Source organism: Agromyces terreus (genome assembly GCF_009749465.1).
Lineage (GTDB): Bacteria > Actinomycetota > Actinomycetes > Actinomycetales > Microbacteriaceae > Agromyces > Agromyces terreus.
In genome coordinates this window covers 304,980-327,956 of sequence record NZ_WBIS01000001.1, presented here as the reverse complement: position 1 = coordinate 327,956, position 22,977 = coordinate 304,980, and the positions used below count along the sequence as shown (strand labels likewise).

The following is a 22,977-nucleotide window of genomic DNA, read 5'->3' as shown; positions in this document are numbered from 1 at the left end:
ACTTAACCCGCCGTCAAGTCGGCGGTCACGAGGCAAGCCCCGCCCTCCTGCTCGACCGACTCGTCGACGACCACGAGCGGCGCACGGACCGGTGCGAGCGCGCACGGCGTCACCGGAGCGATCACGACCAGGGCGGATGCCGCGCACAGCGCGTCGAGCCCCGCGCCGCGGTCGCTCGCGAGCGCGGCGACGGCCCCCTCGGCACCCCGGCCTGAGGAGAACACGTCGACGCGATCGCGCTCCGCGACGGACTGCGGTGCGAATCGCGCGCGCATGACGCCGCCGTGCGCGCGGACGATCGCCGCCTCGAGCAGGCCCTCGGGCGCCCCGCCGATGCCGAGCAGCAGATCGAGCGCACCGCCCGACGCCACGGCGTGCACGACGCGCTCGATGTCGCCGTGCTCGAATCCGTGCAGCCGTGCACCCGCGGCGCGCACCGCATCGACGACCGCGGCGTTGCGCGGCCGGACCTGCACGGCCACCCGCAACGACGAGACCGGACGGCCGTGCGCCGCCGCGAGGCGTGCCAGGTTCTCGGCGACCGGCGCGTCGAGCGCGAGGCCGGCATCCCGGTCGGCGGCGGCATGCACGAGCTTGTCCAGGTAGAACGACGGTCCGAGATCGGCGAACGAGCCGCGCGGCGCGACCGCGAGGATCGCCATCGCCCCGGCACGACCGGATGCCGCGAGCCGAGTGCCGTCGACGGGATCGACGACGAGATCGAGCGCGGGCCCCTCGCGGGTGCCGAACCGCTCCCCCGGGTGCAGCATCGGGGCATCGTCCTTCTCGCCCTCGCCCGAGACGACGCGGAGGTCCGCGGGCACGCCCGAGAGCGCCGTTCGCAGGGCGTGCACCGCGGCCGCGTCGACCGCATCGCCGTCGCCGCGGCCCACGAGTTCGCGGGCCGCATCGGCCGCGGCGCGCACGGCCGCGGCGAGTCGGCGCCGCAGCCGGGAGTCGGACGCCCACGACGCGGCATCCGCATCGCTCGGGGAACGCGGTTCGTCGGGTGCGGCTGCCGGCCGCTCGGAGCCGGGGATCGGGGTCACCGACCCATCTTCGCGCAGTCGCGGCATCCGCTGCCGTGCAACGCACGTGAGCACTCCTCGCGACCTCGGTAGACTTCCCCTTGAATCCTGTTGCCTTCCGAAGGAGCGCCATGCCCATCGCCACCCCCGAGCAGTACGCACAGATGCTCGACACCGCCAAGGCGAAGGCGTTCGCCTTCCCGGCGTTCAACGTCTCGTCGACGCAGACCCTCAACGCGGTGCTGCAGGGCCTCACCGAGGCCGGTTCCGACGGCATCATCCAGGTCACCACCGGCGGCGCCGACTACTTCGCCGGCCACACCGTCAAGGCCCGCGCCACCGGCGCGCTCGCCTTCGCCGCGGCGGCGCACGAGATCGCGAAGAGCTACCCCGTCACCGTCGCGCTGCACACCGACCACTGCCCGAAGCCGGCGCTCGAAGACTTCGTGTTCCCCCTGCTCGCGGCGTCCGAAGAGGCCGTCAAGGCCGGCGGCAACCCGATCTTCCAGTCGCACATGTGGGACGGCTCGGCCGTGCCGCTCGACGAGAACCTCGAGATCGCGAAAGAGATCCTCCCCCGCATGAAGGCGATCAACGCGATCCTCGAGGTCGAGATCGGCGTCGTCGGCGGCGAAGAGGACGGCGTCAAGCACGAGGGCTCGAACGAGGCGCTCTACACGACCCTCGACGATGCGATCTCCACGGTCGAGGCGCTCGGCCTCGGCGAGCAGGGCCGCTACATGGCCGCCCTCACGTTCGGCAACGTGCACGGCGTCTACGCGCCCGGCAACGTCAAGCTGCGCCCGTCGCTGCTGAAGGACATCCAGGACGGCCTCCAGGCGAAGTACGGCACCGGTCCGAAGCCGCTCGACCTCGTCTTCCACGGCGGATCGGGCTCGACCGACGCCGAGATCGCCGAGGCCGTGGCCAACGGCGTCGTGAAGATGAACATCGACACCGACACCCAGTACGCCTACACCCGCGCCATCGCCGACTACATGTTCAAGAACTACGACGGCGTGCTCAAGGTCGACGGCGGGGTCGGCAACAAGAAGCAGTACGACCCGCGCGCGTGGGGCAAGATCGCCGAGACGGCCATGGCCGCCCGCGTGGTCGAGTCGACCCGTCAGCTCGGTTCCGCCGCCAACTCGATTTCGGCATAGGGCGCATCCGCATGACGCATGACGAGGCCGCTCGCTCGAACGGAGCCGCGGGGCAGGATTCGCCCCCGCCGGCTCAGCCCATCGACGAGCGGCCTCGTCCGCGTTACGGCGAGTACGCCCCCGAGGGGTGGAGCTGGCAGCCGCCGGTCGACCCCAAGGCGGTTCCGGATGCCGCGACCGACGGCTCCCCCACCGTGCCGCCGCCCGGTGCCCCCGGTGCTCTCGGTGCGCCCGCCGCGCCCAATGCGGCGCCCGGCGCGGCCGTCGCGCGGCCGAACGACCGGCTCTGGACCATCGCGCTGCTCGTGTTCGGCGCGTTCGGGGCCGTGTACAACATCCTCACGCTCGTGCAGCTGCCCGCGACGGCGCTCGAGTCCGCCGAACTGTCCTCCGAGATGCTCGGCGTCGACGCGCCGACGGCCTTCACGCCCGGCCCCGCCGTGCCGGCCGTCATCGCGGTCGGCGTCGCCCTGCAGGTGCTCGCTTGGGTCGGCGCGCTGCTGTGGTCGCGCGCCCGCCTGCGCACGGGGCGGCTCGCGTGGTGGATCCCGGTGCTCGCCGGCGTCGCCGCGTTCATCGTCGTCACGATCGTCGGCCTCCTCGTGTTCGCGAGCGACCCGGCCTTCCTGACCTCGTTGAGCACCGCCGGAGTCTGAGCTCCCGCGCCGCCCGCGCGAATCCTGCAACGGTATGGGGCATGGGGCGCGAGGCACGCGCCGCGACATCCGCATCGCGCGCTTCGCGACATCCGCACCGCGCGCTTCGCGGCATCCGCACCGGACGCTCCGCGACATCCGAAAGGCGCGCTTCGCGGCATCCGCACACCATGACTGCTGGACGGATCGACCCCGCGGGAGCGGGAGCGACTACGCGTCGGCGCGGGTGCGGCCGCCGAGCGCGCGGGCGTCGGGCTTGCCCGCGAGATCCTTTCGCAGCTCCTTCGGGAGCGAGAACATCAGGTCCTCTTCAGCGGTCTTCACCTCGGCGACGTCGGTGTAGCCGGCGTCGGCGAGGGCTTCGAGCACCTCGGTCACGAGCTCTTCGGGCACGGACGCCCCGCTCGTGACGCCGACGCTCGCGACGCCGTCGAGCCATTCCTGCTGGATCTCGCTGGCGTAGTCGACGCGGTACGCGGCCTTCGCGCCGTACTCGAGCGCGACCTCGACGAGGCGCACGCTGTTCGAGGAGTTCGCCGATCCGACGACGATCACGAGTTCGGCGTCCTGGGCGACCTTCTTGATCGCGACCTGGCGGTTCTGGGTGGCGTAGCAGATGTCGTCGCTGGGCGGGTCGGCGAGGTTCGGGAACCGCTCGCGCAGACGGCGCACGGTCTCCATGGTCTCGTCGACCGAGAGGGTCGTCTGCGAGAGCCACACGACCTTGTCGGGGTCGCGCACGTCGATGTTCGGCACGTCGTCGGGGCTGTTCACGATGGTGACGTGGTCGGGCGCCTCGCCGGCGGTGCCCTCGACCTCCTCGTGGCCCTCGTGGCCGATGAGCAAGATCTCGAAGTCGTCGCGCGCGAACCGCACGGCCTCGCGGTGCACCTTGGTGACGAGCGGGCAGGTCGCGTCGATCGCGTGGAGTCCGCGATCGGATGCCTCGTTCACGACCGCGGGCGAGACGCCGTGCGCGCTGAACACGATGTGCGCGCCGGCCGGGACCTCGTCGACCTCGTCGACGAAGACGGCCCCCTTCGCCTCGAGCTCGGTGACCACGTGGATGTTGTGGACGATCTGCTTGCGCACGTAGACGGGCGCCCCGTAGTGGTCGAGCGCCTTCTCGACGGCGATGACGGCACGGTCGACGCCGGCGCAGTATCCGCGGGGGGCGGCGAGCAGCACGCGCTTGTGTCCGGGGACGGGGTTATCCTTGAGCCGGCCGCGCAGGCCGGGCACGCGCGGCATACCGAGGCCGATCTTGGGGGTGGTGGTCGTCACCCGTCCATCCTACGCGGGGCACGCTGGGCACCCGCCGACCGAAGACCGACCGACGGAAGACCGACCGCCGATCCGGCCGACCGCCCGACCCCACGCCCTCTGCCGAACGCCTCCGCCGAGACACAGGAGTACCCATGACGCAAGACGCGCCGACGCGAGAAGCGCCCTGGGCGGTCTCGACCCTGTCGGGCAAGCTGAAGGAGTGGATCGACCGCCTCGGCATGGTCTGGGTCGAGGGCGAGATCACGCAGTGGGGCGTCTCGGGCGGAAACGTCTACGGCAAGCTGAAAGACCTCGAGGTCGACGCCACCGTGTCGTTCACGATGTGGTCCTCGGTTCGGTCGAAGCTCTCGGAGCAGTTCAAGCAGGGCGACCACGCCATGCTGCTCGTGAAGCCGAGCTGGTGGGTCAAGGGCGGCTCGCTGTCGATGCAGGTGTTCGACATGAAGCACGTCGGCATCGGCGATCTGCTCGAACGCCTCGAGAAGCTGCGCCGGCAACTCGCGGCCGAGGGGCTCTTCGAGCTCTCGCGCAAGCGCCCGCTGCCGTTCCTGCCGGGCGTCGTCGGGCTCGTCACGGGCCGTGACAGCGACGCCGAGAAGGACGTGCTGCGAAACGCTAGGCTGCGCTGGCCGGCGGTCGAGTTCCGCATCGAGTACGCCGCGGTGCAGGGCGACCGCACACCCACCGAGGTGGCCGGGGCGATCCGCCGGCTCGACGCCGACCCCGAGGTCGAGGTCATCATCGTCGCGCGCGGCGGCGGCGACTTCCAGAACCTGCTCGGGTTCAGCGACGAACGGGTCGTGCGCGCCGCCGCCGAGGCGACCACGCCGATCGTCTCGGCCATCGGGCACGAGGCCGACCGGCCGCTGCTCGACGAGGTCGCCGATCTTCGGGCATCCACCCCGACGGATGCCGCGAAGCGCGTGATCCCCGACGTCACCGAGGAGCTCGCCCGGGTCGACGGCGTGCGCGCCCGTCTCGGCATGCGCCTCGCCTCGATCCTCACCCGCGAACGCGACCGCATCGGGCATCTGCGGGCCCGTCCGGTGCTGGCCGACGGGACGTGGATCATCGACCGCCGCGCCGAAGAGCTCACCCGATGGGTCGCCCGCGGCTCCGAGCTGGTCGAACGCCACGTCGAACGCCAGTCCTCGCGCATCGGCGAACTGCGCGGGCACCTCCGAGCGCTCTCTCCGCAGGCCACGCTCGACCGCGGCTACGCCATCGTGCAGGGCGGCGACGGCCACGTCGTGCGCGGGCCGGAGGGCGCGCCCGAGGGCGCCGGGCTCGTCATCACCCTCGCCGACGGCACCATCGGCGCACGGTCGCTGGGCGAGGTCGACGCGGGCAGCACCCCGCACGCGCCCGCCCCGATCGACGCCGACGGCATCGCCCCGACCGATGCCCTGGCGGCCGACGCCCTACCTGTCAGCGCCTCCGAATAGAATGTCGCCCATGCCCCCCACCACGGATGTCTCCGAGCTGAGCTACGAGCAGGCGCGTGACGAACTCGTCCAGGTCGTCGCAGAGCTCGAGCAGGGCTCGGCGACCCTCGAGCACTCGCTCGCGCTGTGGGAGCGGGGCGAGGCCCTGGCCGCACGCTGCGAGGAATGGCTCGTCGGCGCGAAGGCGAGGCTCGACGCCGCCCGCGCGAGCGCCGGCACCGCGGCATCCGGCGAAGACCGCTGATGGCGACCAAGCCGCCGCCGGTCGTCGCAGAGCTGGGCCGTCCGGAGACCCCCGAAGAGACGGCCGCCCGCAAGGCGAAGAACTCCCGCCACCACCGCGAGCGCCAGACCGCCCGCAACCTCGTCTACGCGTTGATCGCGAGCCTCGCCGTGGTGCTCGTCATCGTGCTCGCGGTGCCGCGCAGCAACGACGCGATCGAGCGCGACGTCGACGTCGCCGCGGTCGCCGAGCAGGCGCAGGCCGTGAGCGACGAGCCGCTCGCGGTGCTCGACCTCCCCGACGGATGGAGCGCCAACGCGGCCGAGCTCCGGCGCAGCCAGACCGACGGCATCACGGCGTGGTACGCGGGCTACCTCACGCCGAGCGACGAGTACCTCGGCGTGTACCAGGGTCTCGACGCCAATCCCACGTGGGCGGCCGAGCAGCTCGCCCGCACGCTCGCGACCGGCACGGTGCAGATCGACGGCGTCGACTGGACGGTGTACGACAACCGCGACTCGGGCGACGAGGTCGGCAATGCCCGGTACGGCATGACCGCCGAGTCCGGCAGCACGATCTTCGTGCTGGTCGGCACGGCGACCGATGCCGAGTTCGCGACCGTCGCGCGCGCACTGACGCCGACGATCGTCGCCCAGCAGTGACCGAAGAACCATCCGAACGCCGCACACCCGAGGAGCCGACGTGACCGAACCCGCAGCCCGTCCCACCACCCCGGCCGACACGTGGCGCGAACTGCGTCGCGGCAACGGCAGGTTCGTCGCCGGCACCCCCGAGCACCCCCATCAAGACGTCGCCCGCCGCGCCTCCCTCGCCGAGGGGCAGCGTCCCCTGGTGGCGATCTTCGGCTGCAGCGACTCCCGACTCGCGGCCGAGATCATCTTCGACATCGGCCTCGGCGACGCGTTCGTCGTCCGCAACGCCGGCCAGGTCATCTCCTCCTCGGTGGTCGGCTCGCTCGAGTACGCGGTCGGGGTGTTGAACGTGCCCCTCATCCTCGTGCTCGGACACGACGCGTGCGGCGCGGTGAAGGCCGCCATCGACTCGCAGGCCGCCGACGCCGAGCCGCTGCCCGCGCACATCGCCGGCCTCGTCGACAGCATCGTCCCGTCCGTCCGCCGCGTCGCCGGCGGCGACGCGGACGCCCCCATCGATCCCGCGACGGTCGACGCCGCCTACGTCGGGCGCGAGCACCTGCGCGGCACGGTGTCGCGGCTCCTCGAGGAGTCCGAGATGATCAGCGACGCGATCGCAGCGGGTACGCTGGCCATCGTGGGCGCGAACTACCGCCTCTCCGAGGGCCGGGTCGACACCGACGTCGTCGTCGGGAGCATCTGACGCCCCCGAGGCATCCGCCCCTCCCCACCCCGCCCGCTGCACGAGACCCACGGGCACGCGAACCGGAAGGAATCACCCTGGTGGACAACACCGCCGACTACCGCATCGAACACGACACGATGGGCGAGGTGCGGGTTCCCGCGTCCGCTCTGTACCGGGCCCAGACGCAGCGCGCCGTCGAGAACTTCCCGATCTCGGGCAACGGCCTCGAGCCCGCCCAGGTGGCGTCGCTCGCGCGCATCAAGAAGGCGGCCGCGCAGGCCAACGCGCAGCTCGGCGTGCTCGACCAGGATGTCGCGAAGGCCATCGTCGAGGCCGCCGACGAGGTCATCGCGGGAACGCACGGCTTCGTCGAGCACTTCCCGGTCGACACGTACCAGACCGGGTCGGGCACCTCGTCGAACATGAACATGAACGAGGTCCTCGCGACGATCGCGACGCAGAAGCTCGGCGCCGACGTGCACCCGAACGACCACGTCAACGCCTCGCAGTCCTCGAACGACGTGTTCCCGACCTCGGTGCACATCGCCGTCACGGCGGCGCTCATCGACGATCTGATCCCGGCGCTCGACCACCTCGCCGTCGCGCTCGAGGCCAAGGCCGAGGCCTGGGCCGAGGTCGTCAAGTCCGGTCGCACGCACCTGATGGACGCGACCCCCGTCACCCTCGGGCAGGAGTTCGGCGGCTACGCGCGCCAGATCCGCCTCGGCATCGAGCGGGTGCGCACCGCGCTCCCCCGCGTCGCCGAGGTCCCGCTCGGCGGCACGGCCGTCGGTACCGGCATCAACACCCCGGCGGGCTTCCCGCAGCTCGTCATCCAGCTGCTCCAGGCCGACACCGAACTGCCGATCACCGAGGCGGCCGACCACTTCGAGGCGCAGGCCAACCGCGACGGCCTCGTCGACGCGTCGGGCGCGCTGCGCACCATCGCCGTGAGCCTCACGAAGATCTGCAACGACCTGCGCTGGATGGGCTCGGGCCCGAACACGGGTCTCGGCGAGATCTTCATCCCCGATCTGCAGCCCGGCTCGTCGATCATGCCGGGCAAGGTCAACCCGGTCATCCCCGAGGCGGTGCTCATGGTCGCCGCGCGCGTCATCGGCAATGACGCCACGGTCGCCTGGGCCGGCGCGTCCGGTTCGTTCGAGCTCAACGTGCAGATCCCCGTCATGGGCACCGCGCTGCTCGAGTCGATCCGACTCCTCACGAACGCGTCGCGCGTGCTCGCCGACAAGACCGTCGACGGGCTCGAGGCGAACCTCGACCGGCTCACGGCGCTCGCGGGCATGTCGCCGTCGATCGTCACGCCCCTCAACAAGCTCATCGGCTACGAGGCCGCCGCGAAGATCGCGAAGCACTCGGTCAAGCAGGGCGTGACGGTTCGCGAGGCCGTCATCGACCTCGGCTACGTCGAACGCGGCGAGCTCACCGAAGAGCAGCTCGACACCGCCCTCGACCTGCTCTCGATGACCCGACCGCCGCAGGCGAAGTAGCCCGCAGCCCCGACGCACGCGAACGCCCGCCACGATCACTCGTGGCGGGCGTTCGCGCGTTCGCAGGGCGACCCCGCCGCCTCGCCCGAATCCGATCATGCCTCGAGCCGGAGCGTCGTCGGCGAGCAGCCCGGGCGAGGCTCCACGCGCGCCGGAATGCCCGGCCACCGGGTGCGTGCGCCGTGCCCGGACGAAACCTGCGCCGCCCTCGCCCTCGCCACGCCGGCACGCCGCGCTGGCACGCGACGCCGGCCCCGAATCAGGCCGACGGCGCCGGATCAGGACGCATTCGCGGTATCCGTCCTGATTCGGGCACGCCGGCCTGATTCCGGGCCACGCCGCCGCCTCCGGGCCGCAGGACCCCGGCCCGGCGCTACGCCAGCTCGGCCCCGTCGAGCATCTCCGAGACGAGCGCCGCGATCGCCGAGCGCTCGGAGCGCGTCAGCGTGATGTGGGCGAACAGCGGGTGCCCCTTCAGCGTCTCGATGACGGATGCCACGCCGTCGTGTCGCCCGACGCGGAGATTGTCGCGCTGTGCGACGTCGTGGGTGAGCACGACGCGCGAGTTCTGGCCGATGCGCGAGAGCACGGTCAGCAGCACGTTGCGCTCGAGCGACTGGGCCTCGTCGACGATCACGAACGAGTCGTGCAGCGACCGCCCGCGGATGTGGGTGAGCGGCAGCACCTCGAGGATGCCGCGGTCGACGACCTCGTCGAGCACGTTGTCGGAGACGACGGACCCGAGGGTGTCGAACACCGCCTGGCCCCACGGGTTCATCTTCTCGCCCTGGTCGCCGGGCAGGTAGCCGAGTTCCTGGCCGCCGACCGCGTAGAGCGGTCGGAACACCATGATCTTCTTGTGCTGCTGGCGTTCGAGCACGGCCTCGAGCCCGGCGCACAGCGCGAGCGCCGATTTGCCGGTTCCGGCGCGTCCGCCGAGCGACAGGATGCCGATCTCGGGATCGAGGAGCAGGTCGATCGCGAGACGCTGTTCGGCCGAACGGCCGTGCAGGCCGAAGACGTCGCGGTCGCCGCGGACGAGCTTGACCTCGCGTTCGCCGGTCACCCGCGCGAGCGCCGAACCCCGGTCGGAGTGGATGACGAGCCCGGTGTTGACGGGAACGCCCTCGGCCTCGGGGATCGCGAGGTGCTCGTGCTCGTACAGCTTGGCCATGTCGTTCGAGCCGAGGGTGATCTCGCTCATGCCGGTCCAGCCGGAGTCGAGTGCGAGCTCGGCCCGGTATTCCTGGGCGTCCAGACCGATCGAGGCGGCCTTCACCCGGAGCGGCAGGTCCTTGGACACGACGGTGACGGCGACTCCGTCGTTCGCGAGGTTCGCGGCGCACGCGAGGATGCGCGTGTCGTTGTCGTTGAGCTGCAGACCGCTCGGGAGCACGGACATGCTCGAGTGGTTCAGCTCGACGCGCAGGGATCCGCCGTCGCCGACGGGGATCGGGAAGTCCAGTCGTTCGTGCTCGATCCGAAGCTCGTCGAGGATCCGCAGCGCCTGGCGTGCGAAGTAGCCGATCTCGGGGTCGTTGCGCTTGGCCTCGAGTTCGGTGATGACGATGACCGGCAGCACGACGGCGTGCTCGGCGAATCGGAACAGCGCCCTCGGATCCGAGAGGAGGACCGAGGTGTCGAGCACGTACGTGCGCTCGTCCTGTGCGGCGCCGCTGGGCGATGCGGCGTCGGGTCGCTGCTCGCGACCGGTGGACGTTGCGACGGACTGGGAGATTTCGGTTGAGGCCACGACCGCTCCTGCCCCGAGCGTTTCCGCTCGGCTCTCGCGCCGGCCGGCGAATCCTCCTACGAGCGCTTCACGAGCCGACTCGTTCGGGCACCTTGCCCGATGTGAGTGACGCTACGTCCGCGTCGCGGATTCCGGTCGAACGACACGCGGCGCGTCTCACCACGACACGCAGTGTTCACATTCGCGCGCGGCGACCGCGGCGGATGCCTCGACCCGTCCACGACGAGCGCGGGGCGGATGCCGCGGGCCGCCGTCAGTACGTCGCGACCGTGCCGAACGAGATGAACGCCGCGCGAAGCATCTCGAGCGTCTCGGTGCCGGTTCCCGCGTGCGCGCTGAGCCGCACCTGGCCGAGCCGCGTGGTGGCGGTCACGCCGTGGTTGTGCAGCGCCGCCGTGAGCAGCGTGACCTGGCTCTCTTCCGGCGGTTCGATGACGACGATGCCGGCGCGCTCGTGCTCGTTCCGCGAGGAGACCACGGCGAACGCGAACTCGTCGGCGAGTTCGACGATGCGGCTGACGTTCTCGGCCACGGCGGCGTTGACCGCGGAGACGCCCACCTCGGCGACCTCCTCCATGCCGGCGGCGAACCGGGACTGGGCGATGGGGTCGGGGTTCGTGATCCGGAACGCCCTCGCGCTCTGCGCGGGCGGCGGCACGAAGCCCCACGGTTCGTCCTCCTCGGTGCCCGAGTATCCGGAGAACACCGGGGTGAGCCGGTCGAGCGCCCGCTCGGAGAGCGCCATGAACCCGGTGCCCCAGCCCGACCGGCACCACTTCTGGCCGCCCGTCACCACGACATCGGCGGCCTGCCATGGTGCGTCGACGACGCCGAATCCCTGGATGGCGTCGACGATCAGCAGTCGGTCGCCGATGACCTGCCGAATGCCCTCGATGTCGCAGAGGTACCCGGTTCGGGAGTCGACGAGGCTGACGGCGACGGCGACGGCACCGGATTCGATCTGCTCGCGGATCTGGCCGGGGGTGACCTTGCCGTGGTCGGTCTCGAGCCACACGGGCTGCACGGTGTGCAGCGCCTCTTGAGCGCGCACGGCGGCGATCGGCACGCTCGGGAACTCGTCGGGCGAGAGCAGCACGCTGCCGGTGAGCCCGAACATGGCGTGCATGAGGCCGCTCGTGGTGTTCGGGGTGAAGACGATCTGGTCGGACGGGAACCCGGTCAGGGTCGATGCCGCTTGACGGACACGGGCATCCTGCTCGGCGAACACGCCCAGTCCGCCGTGGCGCACGCGCTCGAGCACATGCGTGAGCGCGTTGCCCTCCTCGGCGGCGGCCTTCGACAGCGGACCGAACCGGCCGTAGTCGAGGTATCCGGGCTCTTCCGAGAATCCGTCGACGAATGCGTCGATGCCCATCCGTTCCTCCTTTGCACCTGCTCCGACGGTGCCGCCTGCCCCGAGGGTGCCGACTGCTCCGCGGCTATCTTGGCAGACCGGGGCCGGCTGCGGTGTGACCGGTCTCAGCCGCCGAATCGCCGATTCCGGCGCGAGTAGTCGCGGATGGCCCGCAGGAAGTCGACCTGCCGGAGGTCGGGGCCGAGCGCCTCGACGAAGTAGAACTCGCTGTGGGCTGCCTGCCAGAGCATGAAGTCGCTGAGACGCTGCTCGCCCGAGGTGCGGATGACGAGGTCGGGATCGGGTTGCCCGCCGGTGTAGAGATGCTCGCCGATGAGGTCGGGGGTGAGCCGTTCGGCGAGGTCGTCGAGGCTGCCGCCCTCGGCATGGTGCGCGGCCACGATCGATCGCATGGCGTCGGTGATCTCCTTGCGGCCGCCGTAGCCGACCGCGAGGTTCACGTGCAGTCCGCGCTTGTCGGCGGTGCGGTGCTCCGCCGCGTCGAGCGCGGCCACGAGCGGCTCGGGCAGGCCCGCATCGGAGCCGACGTGCTGCACGCGCCAGTCGCGGTAGTGCGAGAGCTCCTCCGCGAGCTCGGCGATGATCTCGATGAGGGCGGAGAGCTCTTCGGGCGCCCGGTTGCCGAGGTTGTCGCTCGAGAGCAGGTAGAGGGTGACGACCTCGATGCCGAGCTCGTCGCACCACTCGAGGAACTCGCGCATCTTCGCGGCGCCCGCGCGGTGGCCGTGCGCCGCCGTGTCGTAGCCGAGCTGCTTGGCCCAGCGGCGGTTCCCGTCGATGATCATCGCGACGTGCCGGGGCAGCGCGGCGGGCTCGAGCCCACGTCGCAGCCGACGCTCGTAGAGGCGGTAGAGGATGCCGCGACCGAGGGGCTGATCGCTGGATTGCACGCCGCTACACTACCGCGCCGAGGACCCGCACACTCACAGCCGTCCGTGACCCGCCTGCCCGTACGCTGTGACCATGAGCCCCGACCGCCGCCGTGATTCCGACGATCTCGCGCACGAGCTGACCCGGCCCGTCGCTCCCGCCGACACGGCCGACGCCTCGATCTCACGCGACGAGCACGGGCCCGATCTGCCGAACATCCCCCTGCTCGACGACGCGATCTCGCACCCCGCCGAAGAGAGCAAGCCCACATGGCGCGGTTGGATCCACGCCGGCACGTTCCCGTTCACCATCGCCGCCGGCATCGTGCTCATCGTCCTCGCCGAGGGCGCGCCGGCGAAGTGGGCGTCCGCAGTGTTCACCCTCACCTCGATGCTGCTCTTCGGCAACTCCGCGCTGTACCACCGCTTCAACTGGAAGCCGCGCACGAAGCTCCTCCTGAAGCGCATCGACCACGCGAACATCTTCCTGCTCATCGCGGGCACGTACACGCCGCTCGCGATCCTCGCGCTGCCGCCCGAGAAGGGTTGGCTGCTGCTCGCCATCGTGTGGGGCGGGGCCCTCCTCGGCATCGGCTTCCGCGTCTTCTGGATCACGGCGCCGCGTTGGCTCTACGTGCCCCTCTACCTGCTGCTCGGCTGGGCGGCGGTCATGTACCTCGGCGATCTGCTCGCCGTGAGCGTCGCGATGATGGTGCTCATCGTGGTCGGCGGGCTCCTCTACTCGGTCGGCGCGGTCGCGTACGCGCTGAAGAAGCCGAATCCCTGGCCCGGTCGGTTCGGGTTCCACGAGATCTTCCACACCTGCACGGTGCTCGCGTTCATGTGCCACTGGACGGCGACGCTCATCATCGCGATGGCCCCGGCGTACCACCTGGGCTGATCGAACCGGGCCGGCCCGCCCGTTTGGCGCGGTATCGGACGTGCGAACGGATGCCGCGTGCACGGCCTCGCGCGTGGGCGTCGGGCCCGACCGGCGGTCAGTCGCCGCGCGCAGTCTCGTCGCCGTCGGACCGGCCCGAGGCATCCGTCGCGCCGCCGTCGCGCCCGTCGGCGCCGGACCCATCGCCGCCGGGCCGATCGGCGCCCGGCCGGTCGGAGGCGGCCCGCTCGGCGTCGATGCGCTCGTTCTCGGCCATCTCGCGCGCGAGCTCCTCGCGGACCTCGGCGCGGTAGTTGGTGCGGCGGATGCGCCGCGTCATGTCGATGACGAGCAGCGTCACGGCGATCATGACGCCGAAGGTGATGACGAAGCCCCACACGCCGGGGGTGACCGTGTTCGGGTCGAACTCCTGGTCTTCGGACCCGACGAGGGAGGCGATGCCGATCGGAGCAGAGAGCAGGACGGTCGTGGCGCTCACAGGGTCGACCGACGGTTGGGGCTGACGGACACGGAGCGCATCGAAGAACTCTCTCTCACCGCGAATTTCGGCGTCACGGCGCGGGTTAGGCTTGAGTTGCAATCCTAGACGATCCGACTTCCGAGGAATCCGAGTGCCCGCCCCCGCAGCAGCCCCGACCGCCGAACCAGACCGGTTGGCGACGCGCTACGGCCGCACGCGCAAGCGCCGCAGGCGCGACCTCGTCATGCTGGTCGTCGCGGGCGTCGCGTTCGCCGTGGTGCTCGTCGCGTGGGTCGTCTGGGCCGGGCTCGACGGCCAGCAGGCGAACGTGCAGGCGACCGACACGGGCCACGTCGTGCACAACGACGAACGCAACGTCGAGGTCACGTGGACCCTGTCCGCTCCCCCCGGCGAGACGGTCGCCTGCACGATCAAGGCCCTCGACGACGAGTTCACGGTCGTCGGCTGGCGGGTCGTCGAGATCCCGGCATCCGACCTCCACCTCCGCAGCCTCACCGAGACCGTGCGCACCGCACAGGATGCGGCGACGGGTTTGATTTCGACCTGCTGGCTCACCTAACATGGGTCATTCGCCTCGACACTCGTCGGGGCGTCACGTCTATCTGGACGCGTCTTCGCGGCGCGTCACCCGCAGGAGGGCACCATGGCGCAGGACGCCACCGTCACCTGGCTCACGCAGGATGCGTACGACCGGCTCGCCGGCGAGCTCGAGCAGCTCTCGACCACGGGCCGAGAAGAGATCGCCAAGCGCATCGAAGCGGCCCGCGAAGAGGGCGACCTCAAGGAGAACGGCGGCTATCACGCCGCGAAAGACGAGCAGGGCAAGATCGAGGCCCGCATCCGCCAGCTGAAGGAGCTGCTGCGCAACGCCGAGGTGGGCGACGCTCCCGAGTCGACCGGCGTCGTCGAGGCCGGCACGGTCATCACCGCGATCATCGCCGGCGACGAAGAGACCTTCCTCATCGGCAGCCGCGAGATCGCCGGCGACTCCGAGCTCGACGTGTGGAGCGAGCAGAGCCCGCTCGGCGCCGCGATCATCGGCCTCAAGGTCGGCGACAAGACGAGCTACACCGCCCCCAACGGCCGCGAGATCGCGGTCGAGGTCACGGGCGTCGAGACCTGGGCCGGGCAGTAGCCTCTCCCGTCTCGCACACACCGCTGCACTCGCGAACGGCCCGGCTTCCCGCCGGGCCGTTCGCGTCGCGCGCGGCGCCCTATTCGGCGACGAGCCGCGGTTCGTATCCGGCCCGGCGCAGCACGTCGACCACGAGCGCGCGGTGCGCAGGCCCGCGGGTCTCGACCGACAGCCGCAGCGCGACCTCCGAGATCTGCAGTCCCGAGCCGTGCCGGGTGTGCAGCACCTCGATGACGTTCGCGTTCGCCTCGGCGAGGAGCTCGGCGATGCGCGCGAGCTGTCCGGGGCGGTCGGGCAGGCCGATCTCGAGCGTGAGGTAGCGGTCGGATGCCGCGAGCCCGTGCGCGATCACGCGCTGCATGAGCAGCGGATCGATGTTGCCACCCGACAGCAGCGCGACGATCGGTCCCTCGGAGGAGACCTGCCCGCCGAGCAGGGCGGCGACGGAGACGGCACCGGCGGGCTCGACCACGAGCTTGGCCCGTTCGAGCAGCACGAGGAGGGCTCGCGCGATGTCGTCGTCGCTGACGGTGATGACCTCGTCGACGGCGGCGCGGATCACCTCGAACGTCAGGTCGCCGGGGCGGTAGACCGCGATGCCGTCGGCGATCGTCGGCACGACGGGCACCTGCACCGGGTGTCCGGCCGCGAGCGAGGGCACGTAGGGCGAGGCGTTCGCGGCCTGCACCCCGATGACCCGAACCGTTCGGCCCTCGAGAGCCGCCCGCTGCTTGATCGCGCTCGCGACGCCCGCGGCGAGGCCGCCGCCGCCGATGGGCACGACGAAGGTCGCGGCATCCGGCACGTCGTCGAGGATCTCGAGCCCGAGCGTGCCCTGGCCGGCGATGACGTCGCCGTGGTCGAACGGCGGGATGATCACCGCGCCCGTCTCGTTCGAGAACGCCTGCGCCGCTTCGAGGGTCTCCCCGATCGAGTCGCCCTGGAGCACGACGTCGGCCCCGTACGCCCGCGTGGCGTCGAGCTTCGGCAGCGCGACCCCGACGGGCATGTAGATGGTCGCGCGGATGCCGAGCTCGCGCGCGGCGTAGGCCACGCCCTGGGCGTGATTGCCGGCGGATGCCGCGACGACGCCCCGCTCGCGCTCGGCCACGCTCAACGACGAGAGGCGGTGGTACGCGCCGCGGAGCTTGTAGGAACCCGTGCGCTGCAGGTTCTCGCACTTGAGGTGCACGGGGGCGCCCACGACGTTCGCGAGGAAGCGCGACGACTCCATGGGGGTGTGCCGGGCGACGGCCTGCACGATGCTGCGGGCACGTTCGAAGTCCGCGAGGGTGGGCCCGGGGATGGTGCTGATCACGCGTTCATTCTCCTCGTTGGTAGCCGGGACGTTGCGGCACGGTTCGCCAGAGCGGCGAGCTCGGCACGACCGGTGGGCCCGCGGACTGCTTCCAGGTGCCGCCGGCGACGAAGTTGACCATGACGTTGAGGACGGCCGCGATCGGCACGGCGAACAGGGCGCCCGGGATGCCCGCGAGGAACGAGCCCGCCGCGACCGCGAGCACGACCCCGAGCGGATGCACCTTGACCGCGGTGCCCATGATGAGCGGCTGCAGCACGTGGCCCTCGACCTGCTGCACGAGCAGTACGACCGCGAGCATGATGACGGCCGGCCAGAAGCCGTTGTAGACGAGTGCGACGAAGACCGCGAGCGCACCCGTGACGACGGCGCCGACGATCGGGATGAACGACCCGAGGAACACGAGGATCGCGATGGGCACCGCGAGCGGCACCTGCAGGAGGAACGCGCCGAGCCCGATGCCGACGGCGTCGATGGTGGCGACGAGGATCTGCACCTTGACGAAGTTCTGCAGCGTGACCCATCCGGCGAGCCCGGCGCCGTCGACGGCGGCCCGCGCCCGACGCGGGAACACCCGGACGACCCAGGCCCAGATGCCCCGGCCGTCGATCAGGATGAAGAGCGTGGCGAACAGCGCGAGCAGCGTGCCCGCGAGGAAGTGCCCCACGGTCGAGCCGACCGACAGCGCGCCGCTGACGAGGACGCCGCTCTCGGCCTGCACGGCCGACACGATCTGGTCGGCGAAGCCGTTCAGCTGCGCCTCGCTGAAGTGCAGGGGCCCGTCGGTCAGCCATGCGCGGAACTCGTTCCAGGCCACGACCGACTGGGCCGCGAGCTCGTCGGACCCTCGGACGATCTGCCAGATGCCCAGCGTCAGGAGCCCGCCGACGACCGCGAGCGCGCTCAGCATCGAGACCGTGATCGCGAGCCACTTCGGCCAGCGGTGCCGCTGCAGCAGGCTCGAGAACGGCACGAGGAGCGCCGAGATGAGCACCGCGACGAGCATCGGGATGACGATGTAGCGAAGCTGGATGATGAGGAAGATCGCGACCGCGATGACGCCGCCGACGAGGAGCAGCCGCCACGACCAGGCCGCGGCGAGGCGCATGCCGTAGGGCACGGCGGCCCGGACCTCGTCGTCGGCGCCGGAGGGCGGCTGCGCCGCGGCCCGCTGCTCGGGCGCGCGCTCGATCGCGCGTCTCCTGCCGACGAACCTGCCCCGACCCTGGCCCATCGCTCCAGTCTAGGCGGGGGCCATGCGCCGACCGGCATGCGATCGTGTCGGCGGCCGGCGGTACGGTGCTGGAACCATGGTCGACACCGTCAGTCCTCAGCTCGCACGCCGCATCGCACTCGCCGCGCAGGGGTTCGGCCGCCCGGGCTCGACGTCGGCCGGCACACGCCAGGTCGGCGGTGTGCTCGATCGTCTCGGCCTCCTGCAGATCGACTCGGTCAACGTCTTCGAGCGCAGTCACTACCTGCCCGTCTTCAGCCGTCTCGGCCCGTACGACCGGTCGTTGCTCGACCGCATCACCACCGGCCGGCGCGGGCGCACGCTCGAGTACTGGGCCCATGAGGCGGCCTTCGTGCCGCGCGAGCTGTGGCCGCTGTTCGAGTTCCGACGCAGCGAGTACCGCGCGAAGGGCGAGGCGTGGGGCGGCTGGCTGGTCGAGAACCGCGTGCTCGCCGACTGGCTGCGGGCCGAGCTCGCGGCGAACGGCCCCCTGCGGGCGAGCGACATCGAGCACGACGCCAACGTGCGCCGCGGCCCGTGGTGGGGCTGGTCGACGGTCAAGCGCACGCTCGAGTGGATGTTCCGCGTCGGCGAGGTCGTCTGCATCGAGCGTCGTCGCTTCGAGCGGGTGTACGCGCTGCCCGAGCAGGCGCTCGAGCCCGGACTGCTCGGCGTTGCGCCCGAGCCCGGCGATGCCGTCCGGGTTCTCGTCGAGCGCGCGGCATCCGCCCTCGGCATCGCGACCGAAGCAGACCTTGCCGACTACTGGCGCATGAAGCGGCAGCAGGTGCGCGCCGCCGTGCACGACCTCGAAGACGCCGGCGTCCTGCTGCCCGTCGAGGTTCCGGGGTGGCGCAGCGGAGCACGCCCCGCGCCCGCGTGGCTGCACCGCGACGCGCGGCGCCCGCGGCGCATCGAGGCGGCGACGCTGCTCTCCCCGTTCGACCCGGTCGTGTGGTTCCGTCCACGGGCCGAGCGCATGTTCGACTTCCACTACCGCATCGAGATCTACACGCCCGAGCCGCAGCGGGTCTTCGGCTACTACTCGCTGCCCGTGCTCCTCGACGACGACGTGGTGGGCCGGGTCGATCTCAAGAGCGACCGCAAGGCCCGCGTGCTCAGAGTGCAGTCGGCGTGGGGCGAGGCGACGGCGCCCGGCGAGACGGCCGCGCGCCTCGCGCCGGTGCTCCGCGACGCCGCGACCTGGCAGGGCCTCGACGACATCGTGGTGGCCGCCCGGGGCGACCTCGCGGCATCCGTTCGCAGCGAGCTCGCGCACGCCTGAGCCCCGCGCGAGGCCGCTGCTATCACGACGCCGCTGCTAGAACGAGCCGCCCATCTGCTCGAGCCGCTTCACGCGGTCGGCGATCGGCGGGTGGGTCGCGAAGAGCCGGCTGAGCGCGCCCGGCTTCAACGGGTCGGCGATCCAGAGGTGCGCCATCGACGAGTTCTGCCGCTTCATGGGCCGGCCGTACGCCTCGAGCTTCTCGAGCGCCGAGGCGAGCGCGTCGGGATGCCGCGTGGTCATCGCGCCGGTCGCATCGGCGAGGTACTCGCGCTGTCGCGAGACGGCGAGCTGCACGAGGCTCGCGACGAGCGGGGCGATGAGCATGGCCACGAGTCCGACGACCATCACGACGGGATTGCCGTTGTTGTTGTTGCGGCCGAAGAACGCCATGCGAAGGAACATGTCGGAGATGAATCCGATGGCCACGACGAGCCCGAAGACGATCATGGAGAGCCGGATGTCGTAGTTGCGGACGTGGCCGAGTTCGTGGGCCATGACGCCCTCGAGCTCGGCGTCGTCCATGATCTCGAGCAGCCCCGTGGTGGCCGCGACGACCGCGTGCTCGGGGTCGCGCCCCGTGGCGAACGCATTGGGTGCGGGGTCGGAGACGACGTAGACCTTCGGCATGGGCGTGCCGGTCGCGATCGACAGGTTCTCGACCGTTCGCCAGAGCCGCGGGTGATCGGCCTTGCTCTGCACCTCGACGGCGCCCGACATCGCGAGCGCCTGGCGGTCGGCCGTGAAGTACTGGAACAGCGCGTACGCGGAGGCGATGACCACGGTCACCACGACGATCGTCGCATCGCCGTAGATCGCCGAGGCGAGCCAGCCGAGCGCGCCGACGATCACCAGGAAGAACAGGATGATGAAGAAGGTGTTGCGCTTGTTCTTGGCGATCGCCCGGTACATCAGCTGCCTCTGGGGGTCTCGATCTGCGCCCCGCTTCGCGCGGTGCTCCTCGACCTCGACGGGTGCCTGTCGGAGCCCATCAGAACTGGACGCGCGGCGGCTCGGCGATGGCGGCCGGCTCGGTGACCTCGAAGAAGTCGCGTTCGTGGAACCCGAGCCCGCGCACGAAGAGCGTGTTCGGGAAGACCTTGATCTTCGTGTTGAGTTCGCGCACTCCGCCGTTGTAGAACCGGCGCGAGGCCTGGATCTTGTCTTCGGTGTCGACGAGCTCGGACTGCAGCTGCAGGAAGTTCTGGCTCGCCTGCAGCTGCGGGTAGGCCTCGGCCACCGCGAAGATCGACTTGAGCGCCTGCTGCATGTGGTTCTCGGCCGCGGATGCGTCGGCGGGGCCCTGCGCTTGCAGGGTCTCGGCGCGCGCACGCGTCACGGACTCGAACACGGACTTCTCGTGGGCCGCGTAGCCCTTGACCGTGTCGATGAGGTTCGGGATCAGGTCGGCACGGCGCTTGAGCTGCACCGTGATGTCGCTCCACGCCTCATCGACGCGCACGTTGAGCGTGACGAGCGAGTTGTACGTCGCCCAGAGGTAGATGCCGATGACCAGCACGAGCGCGACGACGATGATGACGGGGATGAGCCATTCCATGGCGGCGGACTCCTAGCGCTCTTGCGTGGACGACGGATGCCCTGACATCCTATCGATCTCATGTGAGCCCGACCGCGGTTCCCATGAGACTCGGAGCAACCTCCGGCGGACTCCCGGCGCGGTGCCCCCGGGCATAGGCTCGCACCATGACCGAGGGGACGCGTCCGTGAACGAGGGCACCGGGCCGAGGCGCCCCGGGCGCCCCGCCGGCACGCGATCGGGCGAGACGAGGTCGCGCATCCTGCGGGCGGCGACGGAGGAGTTCGCCGAGGTCGGCTACGAGGCGGCCTCGGTGCGCGCGATCGCGCGACGGGCGGGCGTGGACCCGTCGCTCGTGCACCACTACTTCGACGGCAAGGCGGGCATGGTCGCCGAGTCCGTCAGCGTGCCGCTGCGCCCCGATCAGATCCTCGGCGCGGTCATCGAAGCGCCCCCGCACGAGCTCGGCGCCCTGATCGTGCGTGCGGTGGTCACGGCGTGGGACTCGGCGCCCGTGCGCACGGCGGCGACCGCGGCGATGCGCACCGCGATGGGCCGGGGGCCGGTCTCGCGAACCCTGCGCGAGTTCATCCACCGGGAGATCATGTTGCGCATCGCGGATCGGCTCGAGGGCGGGCAGCGCGAACTCCGCGCCGAGCTCGCGCTGAGCCAGGTCGCCGGGCTGCTCATGGTCCGCTACGTGTTCGCGTTCGAGCCGCTCGCCTCCGCCGACGTCGACGAGGTCGTCGCGGCGGTCGCGCCCTCCGTGCAGCGCCACCTCGACGGAGCGGTGGAGGGGTCCGGTATCCGTTCGGCGCGCGGCCTTGACGCCGCACCGCCCGAGGCGAAGAATTCACCACGTGATGAATAATTCGGATGCCTCCGGCTCCGCCGTCGTCGTCGAGGCGCTCCGGGTGCGACGCGGGTCGACCCAGGTGCTCGACGGCCTGTCGCTCAGCGTGCCGGCCGGCGCCGTCGTGGGCCTGCTCGGTCCGAGCGGCAGCGGCAAGACGACGCTCATGCGCGCGATCGTGGGCGTCCAGGTCGTGCAGTCGGGCTCCGTCGAGGTGCTCGGGCTCGCCGCCGGTTCCCCGGCGCTCCGCCGCCGCGTGGCCTACGTCACGCAGCAGGCGAGCGTCTACGACGACCTGACCGTGCGGCAGAACCTGCGGTACTTCCGCCGGGTGCTCGGCGCCCCGGCATCCGACGTCGACCGCGTCATCGAGCGCACCGACCTCACCGCCGTCGCCGACCGTCTCGCCGGCGAGCTCTCGGGCGGCCAGCGCGGCCGGGTGTCGCTCGCGGCGGCGCTGCTCGGCTCCCCCGAGGTGCTCGTGCTCGACGAGCCGACCGTCGGCCTCGACCCCGTGCTCCGCGTCGAGCTGTGGCAGCTGTTCCGCAGCCTCGCCGACGACGGGGCGACGCTCCTCGTCTCGAGCCACGTCATGGACGAGGCCAAGCGCTGCGACCGGCTGCTCCTCATGCGCGACGGCGCGCTCCTCGCCGACGACACGGTCGACGGGCTGCTGGCCTTCACCGGCACCGACGACGTCGAGACCGCGTTCCTCCGGCTCATCGACCGCGGGGCGCCCGACCTCCGCCCGGGCGGAGCCGGGGGCGCCGAACCCCGCGGCGGCGATCCGGACGCCGGGACCGGATCGGAGGCCGTGCGATGAGCCTCATCCGCACGATCGCGACCGCGGGCCGCGTGCTCGCGCAGATCCGGCACGACCCGCGCACGATCGCGCTGCTGCTGCTCGTGCCCGCCCTGCTCATCGGCCTCGTCGCGTGGATCTTCAGCGACACCGAGGTCTTCGGCGACATCGGCCCCGCGATGATCGCGCTGTTCCCGTTCATCGTGATGTTCCTCGTCACGAGCATCGCGACCCTCCGCGAGCGCCGCAGCGGCACCCTCGAGCGGCTCCTGTCGATGCCGATGGGCAAGGGCGACTTCCTGCTCGGCTACGCGCTCGCCTTCGGCCTGCTCGCGATCGCGCAGACGGCCGTCGCGGTCTCGTTCGCGATCTGGGTGTGCGGGCTCGAGATCACGGGCTCGATCTGGCTGCTCTTCGCGGTCGCGGTCGCCGACGCCCTCCTCGGCACCGCGCTCGGGCTGCTCGCGAGCGCGTTCGCGCGAACCGAGTTCCAGGTCGTGCAGTTCATGCCGCTGCTCGTGCTGCCGCAGATCCTGCTCTGCGGCATCTTCCTCCCCCGCGACCAACTGCCGGAGGTGCTCGAGACGATCAGCGAGTGGCTGCCCTTGAGCTTCGCGATCGACGCGCTCCAGGCCGTCGCCGACGACTCCGAGAGCACCGAGTGGATCGTGTCGAAGCTCCTCGTCATCATCGCCTGGATCGTCGGCTCGATCGTGCTCGGCGCGATCACCCTGCGCCGCCGCACGCCCTGACCGGCCGGCGGGCGGGCGGGGAGCCGCCCAC

At 71.3% G+C, this 22,977-nt stretch carries 24 protein-coding genes; 14 read left to right on the top strand and 10 right to left on the bottom strand.

Annotated features, from left to right (window positions below; all coding sequences use genetic code 11):
- Window positions 1–2: 2 nt before the first annotated feature.
- A complete protein-coding gene (locus tag GQQ92_RS01505) occupies window positions 3–1,049 on the bottom strand; it encodes a fructose-bisphosphatase class II (RefSeq protein WP_197738029.1) in 1,047 nt (348 codons plus the stop codon).
- A 110-nt stretch (window positions 1,050–1,159) separates the two neighbouring features.
- Here GQQ92_RS01505 and fbaA point away from each other — a divergent pair, with 110 nt between their 5' ends.
- Window positions 1,160–2,191 carry a class II fructose-bisphosphate aldolase gene (gene fbaA / locus GQQ92_RS01500; protein WP_156997469.1) on the top strand — a complete coding sequence of 344 codons (1,032 nt, stop codon included), beginning with the start codon at window positions 1,160–1,162 and terminating at the stop codon, window positions 2,189–2,191.
- Between the two features lie 11 nt (window positions 2,192–2,202).
- Window positions 2,203–2,847, top strand: coding sequence for a DUF6264 family protein (locus tag GQQ92_RS01495; RefSeq protein ID WP_156997468.1), 645 nt, complete (start codon window positions 2,203–2,205; stop codon window positions 2,845–2,847).
- 210 nt (window positions 2,848–3,057) lie between these two features.
- On the opposite strand, the gene GQQ92_RS01490 is transcribed toward GQQ92_RS01495, so the two are convergent.
- On the bottom strand, window positions 3,058–4,098 hold the full coding sequence (locus tag GQQ92_RS01490) for a 4-hydroxy-3-methylbut-2-enyl diphosphate reductase (RefSeq protein ID WP_156998113.1): 1,041 nt from the start codon (window positions 4,096–4,098) through the stop codon (window positions 3,058–3,060).
- A 167-nt stretch (window positions 4,099–4,265) separates the two neighbouring features.
- Between GQQ92_RS01490 and xseA the strand changes: the two genes are divergently transcribed.
- The 5 genes from xseA (at window position 4,266) to GQQ92_RS01465 (ending at window position 8,651) form a co-directional block, all read left to right on the top strand.
- Window positions 4,266–5,579 carry an exodeoxyribonuclease VII large subunit gene (xseA, locus tag GQQ92_RS01485; protein WP_156997467.1) on the top strand — a complete coding sequence of 438 codons (1,314 nt, stop codon included), beginning with the start codon at window positions 4,266–4,268 and terminating at the stop codon, window positions 5,577–5,579.
- A gap of 10 nt (window positions 5,580–5,589) precedes the next feature.
- A complete protein-coding gene (locus GQQ92_RS01480; protein ID WP_308206783.1) occupies window positions 5,590–5,823 on the top strand; it encodes an exodeoxyribonuclease VII small subunit in 234 nt (77 codons plus the stop codon).
- The gene (locus tag GQQ92_RS01475) at window positions 5,823–6,464 is read left to right on the top strand and encodes a DUF4245 family protein (RefSeq protein ID WP_156997465.1); all 642 of its coding nucleotides are present in this window, start codon (window positions 5,823–5,825) and stop codon (window positions 6,462–6,464) included. The genes GQQ92_RS01480 and GQQ92_RS01475 overlap by 1 nt, the downstream gene beginning before the upstream one ends.
- Before the next feature lie 40 nt (window positions 6,465–6,504).
- On the top strand, window positions 6,505–7,158 hold the full coding sequence (locus GQQ92_RS01470; RefSeq protein ID WP_197738027.1) for a carbonic anhydrase: 654 nt from the start codon (window positions 6,505–6,507) through the stop codon (window positions 7,156–7,158).
- Window positions 7,159–7,235: 77 nt separating this feature from the next.
- Window positions 7,236–8,651, top strand: a complete 1,416-nt coding sequence (locus GQQ92_RS01465; RefSeq protein WP_301294255.1) for a class II fumarate hydratase — start codon at window positions 7,236–7,238, stop codon at window positions 8,649–8,651.
- Between the two features lie 373 nt (window positions 8,652–9,024).
- Here the strand turns inward: GQQ92_RS01465 and GQQ92_RS01460 are convergent, their stop codons facing one another.
- From GQQ92_RS01460 to GQQ92_RS01450, 3 genes are all read right to left on the bottom strand, one after another.
- Window positions 9,025–10,404 (bottom strand): PhoH family protein, encoded by a 1,380-nt coding sequence (locus GQQ92_RS01460; protein ID WP_232057426.1) that lies wholly within the window; start codon window positions 10,402–10,404, stop codon window positions 9,025–9,027.
- Between the two features lie 253 nt (window positions 10,405–10,657).
- Entirely contained in the window at window positions 10,658–11,779 is a 1,122-nt protein-coding gene (locus GQQ92_RS01455) for an aminotransferase class V-fold PLP-dependent enzyme (protein WP_156997463.1), read from the bottom strand.
- 104 nt (window positions 11,780–11,883) lie between these two features.
- A complete protein-coding gene (locus GQQ92_RS01450; protein WP_156997462.1) occupies window positions 11,884–12,669 on the bottom strand; it encodes an isoprenyl transferase in 786 nt (261 codons plus the stop codon).
- A 73-nt stretch (window positions 12,670–12,742) separates the two neighbouring features.
- Here GQQ92_RS01450 and trhA point away from each other — a divergent pair, with 73 nt between their 5' ends.
- Window positions 12,743–13,549: a PAQR family membrane homeostasis protein TrhA gene (gene trhA / locus GQQ92_RS01445; protein ID WP_156997461.1), complete on the top strand. Its 807-nt coding sequence runs from the start codon at window positions 12,743–12,745 to the stop codon at window positions 13,547–13,549.
- A 97-nt stretch (window positions 13,550–13,646) separates the two neighbouring features.
- On the opposite strand, the gene GQQ92_RS01440 is transcribed toward trhA, so the two are convergent.
- Entirely contained in the window at window positions 13,647–14,027 is a 381-nt protein-coding gene (locus tag GQQ92_RS01440; RefSeq protein WP_156997460.1) for a hypothetical protein, read from the bottom strand.
- A 133-nt stretch (window positions 14,028–14,160) separates the two neighbouring features.
- Here GQQ92_RS01440 and GQQ92_RS01435 point away from each other — a divergent pair, with 133 nt between their 5' ends.
- Together GQQ92_RS01435 and greA are read left to right on the top strand one after the other, a co-directional pair.
- Window positions 14,161–14,589, top strand: coding sequence for a DUF4307 domain-containing protein (locus GQQ92_RS01435; RefSeq protein ID WP_156997459.1), 429 nt, complete (start codon window positions 14,161–14,163; stop codon window positions 14,587–14,589).
- A gap of 84 nt (window positions 14,590–14,673) precedes the next feature.
- Window positions 14,674–15,165 (top strand): transcription elongation factor GreA, encoded by a 492-nt coding sequence (gene greA / locus GQQ92_RS01430; protein ID WP_156997458.1) that lies wholly within the window; start codon window positions 14,674–14,676, stop codon window positions 15,163–15,165.
- A 79-nt stretch (window positions 15,166–15,244) separates the two neighbouring features.
- On the opposite strand, the gene ilvA is transcribed toward greA, so the two are convergent.
- Together ilvA and GQQ92_RS01420 are read right to left on the bottom strand one after the other, a co-directional pair.
- Complete coding sequence (gene ilvA / locus GQQ92_RS01425; RefSeq protein WP_232057425.1) at window positions 15,245–16,483, bottom strand: threonine ammonia-lyase; 1,239 nt, start codon at window positions 16,481–16,483, stop codon at window positions 15,245–15,247.
- Between the two features lie 4 nt (window positions 16,484–16,487).
- Window positions 16,488–17,717, bottom strand: a complete 1,230-nt coding sequence (locus GQQ92_RS01420) for an AI-2E family transporter (protein ID WP_156997457.1) — start codon at window positions 17,715–17,717, stop codon at window positions 16,488–16,490.
- 76 nt (window positions 17,718–17,793) lie between these two features.
- On the opposite strand from GQQ92_RS01420, the gene GQQ92_RS01415 reads away from it, so the two are divergent.
- Complete coding sequence (locus GQQ92_RS01415; protein ID WP_156997456.1) at window positions 17,794–19,002, top strand: winged helix-turn-helix domain-containing protein; 1,209 nt, start codon at window positions 17,794–17,796, stop codon at window positions 19,000–19,002.
- 36 nt (window positions 19,003–19,038) lie between these two features.
- On the opposite strand, the gene GQQ92_RS01410 is transcribed toward GQQ92_RS01415, so the two are convergent.
- Entirely contained in the window at window positions 19,039–19,914 is an 876-nt protein-coding gene (locus GQQ92_RS01410; protein WP_156997455.1) for a M48 family metalloprotease, read from the bottom strand.
- 79 nt (window positions 19,915–19,993) lie between these two features.
- The gene (locus GQQ92_RS01405) at window positions 19,994–20,560 is read right to left on the bottom strand and encodes a LemA family protein (protein ID WP_156997454.1); all 567 of its coding nucleotides are present in this window, start codon (window positions 20,558–20,560) and stop codon (window positions 19,994–19,996) included.
- A gap of 166 nt (window positions 20,561–20,726) precedes the next feature.
- Between GQQ92_RS01405 and GQQ92_RS01400 the strand changes: the two genes are divergently transcribed.
- From GQQ92_RS01400 to GQQ92_RS01390, 3 genes are read left to right on the top strand one after another with little or no spacing between them, the layout of a single operon-like run.
- Window positions 20,727–21,410 carry a TetR/AcrR family transcriptional regulator gene (locus GQQ92_RS01400; protein WP_197738026.1) on the top strand — a complete coding sequence of 228 codons (684 nt, stop codon included), beginning with the start codon at window positions 20,727–20,729 and terminating at the stop codon, window positions 21,408–21,410.
- Window positions 21,403–22,215, top strand: coding sequence for an ABC transporter ATP-binding protein (locus GQQ92_RS01395; protein WP_156998109.1), 813 nt, complete (start codon window positions 21,403–21,405; stop codon window positions 22,213–22,215). The genes GQQ92_RS01400 and GQQ92_RS01395 overlap by 8 nt, the downstream gene beginning before the upstream one ends.
- Window positions 22,212–22,946 (top strand): ABC transporter permease, encoded by a 735-nt coding sequence (locus GQQ92_RS01390; RefSeq protein ID WP_156997452.1) that lies wholly within the window; start codon window positions 22,212–22,214, stop codon window positions 22,944–22,946. The genes GQQ92_RS01395 and GQQ92_RS01390 overlap by 4 nt, the downstream gene beginning before the upstream one ends.
- Window positions 22,947–22,977 lie beyond the last annotated feature (31 nt).